Origin of the sequence: Kluyvera ascorbata ATCC 33433 (genome assembly GCF_000735365.1) — a bacterium.
In the GTDB taxonomy this organism is placed as follows: Bacteria; Pseudomonadota; Gammaproteobacteria; order Enterobacterales; family Enterobacteriaceae; genus Kluyvera; species Kluyvera ascorbata.
This window is the reverse complement of record NZ_JMPL01000161.1, coordinates 1-8,065: the sequence shown is the minus strand read 5'-3', so window position 1 is coordinate 8,065 and position 8,065 is coordinate 1. Positions and strand designations below refer to the sequence as shown.

Annotated in this window: 6 protein-coding genes and 2 pseudogenes; 4 read left to right on the top strand and 4 right to left on the bottom strand. The window is 55.3% G+C overall.

Translation table 11 applies throughout. The features are described from left to right. Positions 1-825: pseudogene (gene pepT, locus GKAS_RS21775) on the bottom strand (peptidase T); the annotation flags it as partial. Positions 826-1,092: 267 nt separating this feature from the next. Here pepT and potA point away from each other — a divergent pair. From potA to potD, 4 genes are read left to right on the top strand one after another with little or no spacing between them, the layout of a single operon-like run. Then, positions 1,093-2,229, top strand: coding sequence for a spermidine/putrescine ABC transporter ATP-binding protein PotA (gene potA, locus GKAS_RS21770; protein ID WP_035897412.1), 1,137 nt, complete (start codon positions 1,093-1,095; stop codon positions 2,227-2,229). Beyond that, positions 2,213-3,070 carry a spermidine/putrescine ABC transporter permease PotB gene (potB, locus tag GKAS_RS21765; protein ID WP_035897410.1) on the top strand — a complete coding sequence of 286 codons (858 nt, stop codon included), beginning with the start codon at positions 2,213-2,215 and terminating at the stop codon, positions 3,068-3,070. The genes potA and potB overlap by 17 nt, the downstream gene beginning before the upstream one ends. Then, the gene (gene potC, locus GKAS_RS21760; RefSeq protein ID WP_035897408.1) at positions 3,067-3,858 is read left to right on the top strand and encodes a spermidine/putrescine ABC transporter permease PotC; all 792 of its coding nucleotides are present in this window, start codon (positions 3,067-3,069) and stop codon (positions 3,856-3,858) included. Before potB ends, potC begins: the two co-directional genes overlap by 4 nt. Before the next feature lie 16 nt (positions 3,859-3,874). Then, complete coding sequence (potD, locus tag GKAS_RS21755; protein ID WP_035897406.1) at positions 3,875-4,921, top strand: spermidine/putrescine ABC transporter substrate-binding protein PotD; 1,047 nt, start codon at positions 3,875-3,877, stop codon at positions 4,919-4,921. A gap of 98 nt (positions 4,922-5,019) precedes the next feature. Here potD and cobB read toward each other — a convergent pair whose 3' ends face one another. The 3 genes and pseudogenes from cobB to lolE all read right to left on the bottom strand — a co-directional run. Continuing rightward, positions 5,020-5,841 carry a Sir2 family NAD+-dependent deacetylase gene (cobB, locus tag GKAS_RS21750; protein ID WP_035897404.1) on the bottom strand — a complete coding sequence of 274 codons (822 nt, stop codon included), beginning with the start codon at positions 5,839-5,841 and terminating at the stop codon, positions 5,020-5,022. A 12-nt stretch (positions 5,842-5,853) separates the two neighbouring features. Further along, positions 5,854-6,765, bottom strand: a complete 912-nt coding sequence (gene nagK, locus GKAS_RS21745) for an N-acetylglucosamine kinase (RefSeq protein ID WP_035897414.1) — start codon at positions 6,763-6,765, stop codon at positions 5,854-5,856. A gap of 60 nt (positions 6,766-6,825) precedes the next feature. After that, positions 6,826-8,065: pseudogene (lolE, locus tag GKAS_RS21740) on the bottom strand (lipoprotein-releasing ABC transporter permease subunit LolE); the annotation flags it as partial.

The window sequence follows — 8,065 nt, the reverse complement described above, 5'->3', positions numbered from 1 at the left end:
AAATCACGAACGATGTAGTGCATCTCCGCGCGATCCACTGAGCCTTTGATGCTGGTGAGATGGTAGAAACCTTCGTAGCCTTCGGTGGTTTCCGGACTCTCATCGGCCGGTACTTCCGCATGAATGCGGGTCGCCAGCGACAGCGCGTTGACCATCACCCCTTTCGCAGTCCCCGGATGCACGTTGTTGCCGACAATTTTGATAGTGATAGAGGCAGCGTTGAAGTTTTCAAACTCCAGTTCGCCCACGCCACCGCCGTCAACGGTATAGGCCCACTGCGCGTTAAAGGCTTCGACATCAAAGTGCTTCGCCCCTTTCCCGACCTCTTCATCCGGGGTAAACGCCACGCGAATATCACCGTGCGGGATATTCTTTTCTTTCAGCACCGCCAGCGCGGTCATGATTTCGGCAATACCGGCTTTGTCATCAGCACCCAGCAGCGTTTTACCGTCGGTGGTGATAAGCGTTTGCCCCAGCAACTGATGCAGCACCGGGAACATCACCGATACCCAGGGCGATATCGCCGCCACGATAGTTTTCAACAATTTGCGGATTGACATTTTTACCGCTGAAATCCGGTGCGGTATCCACATGGGAGATAAAACCGATCGCCGGAATATCGCCGCTGACGTTCGCCGGGAGGGTGCCCATCACCGTACCCTTCTCGCTCAGCGTGACGTTAACCAGCCCCATTGTTTCCAATTGCTCTTTGAGCAGATGTAATAGTTTCCACTGCCCTTCGGTACTCGGCACCTGACGCACGCCGGGCTTCGACTGTGTGTCCAGTGAAACGTACTGCAAAAAACGCTCAAGCAATTTATCCATGTAGCCACCCTCACTTTTTGTGACAACATTATCAATAAGCCCGAAAACACAAATATTGCGTCAGGTCACTTTTAGTCCGGCAAAGGCCATTTTTTTCATCAATCCGTCGCTAATCATCAGATATACCTAAGGTAGCTTAGACAAGGATTGGCGATTGGGTATCGTTTGCCGTAGAATGCCAGCCCTTATTAATAAATATCAGACCTCTAAACGTCTAAAGGTGGATAACCACAAACCCCGCATCGGTAAGCCATCCGGTGTGTTGACATGGGACAGAGTAAGAAATTGAATACTAAATCGCGTTCGCTTTCACCGCTGGTGCAACTGGCGGGAATTCGCAAAGATTTCGATGGAAAAACGGTCATCTCCGATCTGAACCTGACCATCAATAACGGCGAGTTCCTCACGCTGCTTGGCCCCTCTGGCTGCGGTAAAACAACCGTTCTTCGCCTTATCGCTGGGCTGGAAAACGTCGATGCCGGGAAAATCCATCTGGAAGGTCAGGACATCACCAACGTCCCTGCCGAAGACCGTCACGTCAATACCGTGTTCCAGAGCTACGCGCTATTCCCGCATATGACCGTTTTCGATAACGTCGCCTTCGGCCTGCGGATGCAGAAAACGCCGGCAAGCGATATCACCCCGCGGGTTCACGATGCGCTGCGTATGGTGCAGCTTGAAGAGTTTGCCCAGCGTAAACCGCACCAGCTCTCCGGCGGGCAGCAACAGCGCGTTGCTATTGCTCGCGCCGTGGTCAACAAGCCGAGCCTGCTGCTGCTCGATGAATCCCTCTCCGCCCTCGACTACAAGCTGCGTAAGCAGATGCAAAACGAACTCAAAGCGTTGCAGCGCAAGCTTGGGATCACCTTCGTGTTCGTCACTCACGACCAGGAAGAAGCTCTGACCATGTCTGACCGTATTGTGGTAATGCGCGACGGCAAAATTGAGCAGGACGGCACGCCGCGTGAAATCTACGAAGAGCCGAAGAATCTGTTTGTGGCGAGCTTTATTGGCGAAATCAACATCTTCAACGCTACCGTCATTGAACGTCTCGACTCGCTGCGGGTTCGCGCCAGCGTCGAAGGCCGCGAGTGCAATATTGACGTTAAATTCCCGGTCACGCCTGGTCAAAAGCTCAATGTCCTGCTGCGCCCGGAAGATCTGCGCGTCGATGAAATCCACGACGGCACCGACGTCGACGGCCTGATTGGCTACGTGCGCGAGCGTAACTATAAAGGTATGACGCTGGAGTCGGTGGTTGAGCTTGAGAACGGCAAGATGGTGATGGTCAGCGAATTCTTCAACGAAGATGACCCCGACTTTGACCACTCGTTAGATCAGAAAATGGCGATTAATTGGGTAGAAAGCTGGGAGGTTGTACTGGCTGATGAAGAGCACAAGTAAGTTCCAGAATGTGGTGATTGCCACCATCGTCGGTTGGCTTGTGCTGTTCGTATTCCTGCCCAACCTGATGATCATCGTCACCAGTTTCCTGACGCGTGACGATGCCAATTTCGTCCAGATGGTCTTTACCCTGGACAACTATGCCCGGCTGCTTGACCCGCTGTACGCCGAGGTGCTGCTACACTCGCTGAACATGGCGTTTATCGCCACGCTGGCGTGCCTGGTGCTGGGCTATCCCTTCGCCTGGTTTCTGGCGCGTCTGCCGCATAAGGTGCGCCCGCTGCTGCTGTTTTTGCTGATTGTGCCGTTCTGGACCAACTCGCTAATTCGCATCTACGGGCTGAAAATTTTCCTCAGCACCAAAGGCTATCTCAACGAGTTTCTGCTGTGGCTGGGGATAATTGATACCCCGATTCGTATCATGTTCACCCCCAGCGCGGTGATTATCGGCCTGGTCTATATCCTGCTGCCATTTATGGTGATGCCGCTTTACTCCAGCATTGAAAAGCTCGATAAACCGCTGCTGGAAGCGGCGAAAGATCTCGGCGCCAGCAAGCTGCAAACCTTTATCCGCATCATCATTCCGCTGACCATGCCGGGGATAATCGCCGGTTGTCTGCTGGTGATGCTGCCCGCGATGGGGCTGTTCTACATCTCTGACCTGATGGGTGGGGCGAAAAACCTGCTGATTGGTAACGTCATCAAGAGCCAGTTCCTCAACATCCGCGACTGGCCGTTTGGTGCGGCCACCAGCATCACGCTGACCGTGGTGATGGGGCTGATGCTGCTGGTGTACTGGCGCGCCTCGCGCTTGCTGAACAAGAAGGTGGAGCTGGAATGATCGGTCGACTGCTGCGCGGCGGCTTTATGTCCGCCATCTACGCTTATCTCTACATCCCGATTATCATTTTGATCGTGAACTCGTTTAACAGCTCGCGCTTCGGGATCAACTGGCAGGGCTTCACCACCAAGTGGTACAGCCTGCTGATGAACAACGACAGCCTGCTACAGGCGGCACAGCACTCGTTGACGATGGCGATTTTCTCCGCCACCGCCGCGACGCTGATTGGCTCGCTCACTGCCGTGGCGCTGTACCGCTATCGCTTTCGCGGCAAACCGTTCGTCAGCGGCATGCTGTTCGTGGTGATGATGTCGCCGGATATCGTGATGGCGATTTCCCTGCTGGTGTTATTTATGCTGCTCGGCATTCAGTTGGGCTTCTGGTCGCTGCTGTTTTCACATATCACCTTCTGCCTGCCGTTCGTGGTAGTCACCGTCTACTCGCGGCTGAAAGGCTTTGACGTGCGCATGCTGGAAGCAGCGAAAGATCTCGGCGCCAGCGAGCTGACTATTCTGCGCAAAATTATTCTACCGCTGGCGCTACCGGCAGTGGCCGCAGGCTGGCTGTTAAGCTTTACCCTATCGATGGATGACGTGGTGGTATCGTCGTTTGTCACCGGGCCGAGCTATGAAATTCTGCCGCTGAAGATTTACTCAATGGTGAAAGTTGGCGTATCGCCAGAAGTGAACGCGCTGGCGACGATTTTACTGGTGCTGTCGCTGGTGATGGTGATTGCCAGCCAGCTGGTTGCACGAGATAAAACCAAAGGCCTGAAGGTCAGGCACTAAACTCAGGGGACGTAAAATGAAAAAATGGTCACGCCACCTGCTCGCGGCAGGTGCTTTAGCGCTCGGTATGAGTGCGGCCCACGCGGACGATAGCAAAACGCTCTATTTCTATAACTGGACGGAGTACGTGCCGCCAGGGCTTCTGGAACAGTTCACCAAAGAGACCGGCATCAAGGTTATCTATTCGACCTATGAGTCGAACGAAACCATGTACGCCAAGCTTAAAACTTACAAAGACGGCGCCTACGACCTGGTCGTGCCGTCGACCTACTTTGTCGACAAGATGCGCAAAGAGGGCATGATCCAGAAGATCGACAAAAGCCAATTGAGCAACTTCAAAAATCTCGACCCGGAGATGCTCAACAAGCCGTTCGATCCGAACAACGACTACTCGATCCCGTACATCTGGGGCGCAACGGCGATTGGCATCAACAGCGATGCGATTGACCCGAAAACCGTCACCAGTTGGGCCGACCTGTGGAAGCCGGAATACAAAGGCAGCCTGCTGCTAACCGACGACGCCCGTGAAGTGTTCCAGGTGGCGCTGCGCAAGCTTGGCTACTCCGGTAACACCACCGACCCGAAAGAAATTGAAGCGGCCTACAACGAGCTGAAGAAGCTGATGCCAAACGTGGCGGCGTTCAATTCCGACAACCCGGCTAACCCGTATATGGAAGGCGAAGTGAATCTGGGGATGGTGTGGAACGGTTCCGCGTTCGTTGCCCGCCAGGCCGGTACGCCGCTGGAAGTGGTATGGCCGAAAGAAGGCGGTATCTTCTGGATGGATAGCCTCTCCATTCCGGCCAATGCCAAAAACAAAGCTGGCGCGCTGAAGCTGATTAACTTCCTGCTGCGCCCGGACGTGGCAAAAGAGGTGGCGGAAACCATTGGCTACCCAACGCCAAACCTGGCGGCGCGTAAGCTGCTGAGCCCGGAAGTCGCCAACGACAAATCGCTCTACCCAGATGCCGAGACCATCAAAAAAGGCGAATGGCAGAACGACGTAGGCAGCGCCAGCACGCTGTACGAAGAGTATTACCAGAAGCTGAAAGCGGGACGTTAATTACGACCCCGCTAGCCCGGCAGGCGCAGCGCCGCCGGGATTGCAGCAATAAAAAAGCGGAGCCTAAGCTCCGCTTTTTAGTCGGCATAGCCCAAACATCACATTTCTTTCAGCAGCTTCGCCACGTACGCTGGCACCACTTCGCTTGCCAGACCATAATGCTTCTCTTCAAACTCGCTGCCCACCTGGCTTGGCTCAAGGTTTAGCTCAACGGTGTGCGCGCCGTGCAGCTTCGCTTCGTGAACAAAACCCGCCGCCGGATAGACATGCCCTGAAGTGCCGATGGCGATAAAAATATCTGCCCTCGCCAGCGCCATGTAGATATGGTCCATCTCAAACGGCATTTCGCCAAACCAGACGATATGCGGGCGCAGCGGTGCCGGGAACTGGCAACAGTGACAGCGGTCATCCACCGTCAGGTCGCCCGGCCAGTCAAATACCTGGCCGCTTTGGGTGCAGCGCACCTTCAGCAGTTCACCGTGCATGTGCAGCACATTTTTATTGCCCGCGCGCTCGTGCAGGTTGTCGATGTTCTGCGTCACCACCAGCACGTTCTCGCCCAGCGCCTCTTCCAGCCTTGCCAGCGCCAGATGCGCCGCATTCGGCGCAATTTCCGCCTGCTGTAACTGACGGCGACGTTCGTTATAGAAGCGTTGCACCAGCTCAGGATCGCGGTGATAGCCTTCCGGCGTCGCCACATCCTCAACCCGATGCTCTTCCCACAACCCGTCCGCCGCGCGGAAGGTCCGAATACCCGACTCTGCCGAAATGCCTGCGCCCGTCAGTACGACCACTCTTGGTTTATCCATCTCTTCTGGCATCACCCTGTCCGTAAAGAAAATTCGCTGGCGCAGACGCTGGCGCAGCTGACGTTTATTCCGACGAAAACGGCTCAATCGATGTAAGCGGCGCGACTGCATATCTACTCCATGTTAGTTGGTCAGATGAAGGAACGCCGCGCCGCGCATTCCCCCTGCATCCCCGTGACGAGCGCGCTCAATGCGCGGCGTACGAGCTACAGGCAGTAAATGACGCGGTAAGCGTTGCGCTAGTCCATCGGCGATCGCTGTAAAATTAGATAACCCACCGCCGAGCACCACCAGATCCGGGTCGACGATAGTCAGAATGTTGCCAAGGCACACCGCAAGCAGATCCAGATAACGCTCAACGTGCTCACGCGCGTTGCGATCGCCTTGCTGCCAGAGGGCAACGATTTCCGGCGAGGTCAGCGGCTGCTGGTAAAAATGTTCGTACAGCCACGCAAAACCACGACCGGATAAATAGTTTTCAATGCAGCCAGACTGGCCGCAGCCGCAGCGGGTGAGCGGAAAATCACGCCCCACCACTTCCAGCGCATCCACCGGCAGGCGGATGTGGCCAAACTCGCCGGTAATATAACTATGACCGGTAATCGATTTACCGTTCAGAACGATACCGCCGCCGACCCCGGTGCCGAGAATCAGCCCCATCACCAGCGGATACTGGGTGAACTCTTCATCCCAGGCTTCGGAAATCGCGAAGCAGTTAGCGTCATTATCGAGGCGCACGTCGCGATCGAGCAGACGGCTCAGGTCCGCACGCAGCGGTTTTCCGCTGGCCGCCGGCACGTTAGCCGCGTACAGCAGGCCGCCTTCGGTTTCCGGCATACCGGGAATGCCAATCCCCACCGTACCCCGGCAATCAAAACGCTGGTCGGCCTCTTTTACCAGCGCAATGACCGCGTCAAGAAAGCGCTCATAGCTCTCTTTCGGCGTAGGAACGCGTGTTTCCCACCGTAGCTGGCGCGATGAATCAAATACGCCAAGTGCAATCTTGCTGCCGCCAATGTCAAATCCGTAATGCATCATTGTTCATTCCTCTAACTGACGCGCGCAGCAGCAAGGCCACACGGTCAGGACGTCAAATTACTGGCCACTCAGCACCCTCGCAGGGTCAATTCGGCTGGCGCGGCGGGCGGGATACCAGCTTGCCAGCAGACTCAGCAACAGTGCCGTGACCAGCACATAAACGACATCCAGCCAGTGCAGTTCAGACGGCAGGAAGTCGATAAAATAAATGTCGCCAGATAAGAACTGGTGACCAATAAGTTTTTCAATCACGTTGATAATGTTGGTCAGGTACAGGGAGCCTAGCACCCCAATCACCACGCCACACACGCTGCCCAGCAGGCCAGCCAATAAACCATACCACACGAAAATTGCGCGAATCAGCCCGTCTTTGGCACCCAATGTGCGCAGCACCGCAATATCGCTACTTTTATCTTTCACCGCCATCACCAGCGTGGAGACGATGTTAAAGCAGGCCACGCCAATCACCAGTACCATCGCCAGATACATGATGGCGCGGATCATCTGGATATCTCGGTACATGTAGCCGTAGGTGCCAATCCAGCTTTTGATGTAGACGTAGTTGTTAGTCACTTCGCCCGCATCACGCACCAGCTTGTTGGCGTTAAAGACGTCGTTCACCTTGATGGCGATACCGGAAATGCTCTCGCCCATGTCGAGATATTGCTGCGCATCCTGCATCGGGATCATCGCAAAGCTGTGGTCAAGCTGACCGCTCAATTGCAAAATACCGGTCACGTGCAGGCGCACGCGTTTTGGCTGCAGCAGTTTATGTTCTGGATTCGAGTTCGGGATCATGATTGAAACCCAATCCCCCGCTTTCACCTTCAGCGCATCGGCCACACCTTTGCCAAGAATAATTTGCTGTTCACCGGCTTTAAAATTGGCCCATGCTTCAGCCTGAACAAAGCGTGGCAGCGCGCTAAGTTTACTTTCCTGCGCCGGGTCAACGCCCTTCACCTGGATGGCGCGCAGGTTGCTGCCGCTTTCGACCAGGCCGGTAAAGTTGATGTACGGGGCCGCCGCTTCAATGCCCTTTACCGCTTCAACTTTCGGCAGAACGTTCTGCCAGTGATTCCACGGTTGGTTCACCGCTTCAATTTCACCGTGCGGCACCACCGCCAGAATGCGGTTGTTCAGCTCACGCTCAAAACCGTTCATGGCGCTGAGGCCAACAATCAGCACCGCGACGCCCAGCGCAATGCCGACCGTAGAGATAACGGAAATCAGCGACACCATGCCGCGCGCCGACGACCGCGGCTAAAGCGCAGGCCAATCAGTAATGAGAGGGACGGAG